Source organism: Enterococcus sp. C63 (genome assembly GCF_040887215.1).
Classification (GTDB): Bacteria; Bacillota; Bacilli; order Lactobacillales; family Enterococcaceae; genus Enterococcus_B; species Enterococcus_B hirae.
The window spans coordinates 1-351 of sequence record NZ_JBFOFI010000022.1 but is presented as its reverse complement, the minus strand read 5'-3'; the positions used below and the strand labels follow the sequence as shown (position 1 = coordinate 351).

Annotated in this window: 4 tRNA genes; all 4 read left to right on the top strand. The window is 53.3% G+C overall.

Annotated elements, in window-relative coordinates:
* The first annotated feature begins 9 nt into the window (after positions 1-9).
* Positions 10-82, top strand: a tRNA-Thr gene (locus AB3H90_RS14385).
* Positions 83-92: 10 nt separating this feature from the next.
* Positions 93-164, top strand: a tRNA-Gly gene (locus tag AB3H90_RS14380).
* Between the two features lie 16 nt (positions 165-180).
* Positions 181-266: transfer RNA gene (locus AB3H90_RS14375), tRNA-Leu, on the top strand.
* Positions 267-276: 10 nt separating this feature from the next.
* Positions 277-350, top strand: a tRNA-Arg gene (locus tag AB3H90_RS14370).
* Position 351: the final 1 nt, after the last annotated feature.

The following is a 351-nucleotide window of genomic DNA, read 5'->3' as shown; positions in this document are numbered from 1 at the left end:
TAATGACATGCCGGCTTAGCTCAGTTGGTAGAGCATCTGATTTGTAATCAGAGGGTCGAGGGTTCAAGTCCTTTAGCCGGCATCATAAACACGCGGAAATAGCTCAGTGGTAGAGCACCACCTTGCCAAGGTGGGGGTCGCGGGTTCGAACCCCGTTTTCCGCTTTGCCAAAGTAACAACGCCGGGGTGGCGGAACTGGCAGACGCACAGGACTTAAAATCCTGCGGTGAGTGATCACCGTACCGGTTCGATTCCGGTCCTCGGCATTACAAATATGCGCCCATAGCTCAACTGGATAGAGTGTTTGACTACGGATCAAAAGGTTAGGGGTTCGACTCCTCTTGGGCGCGT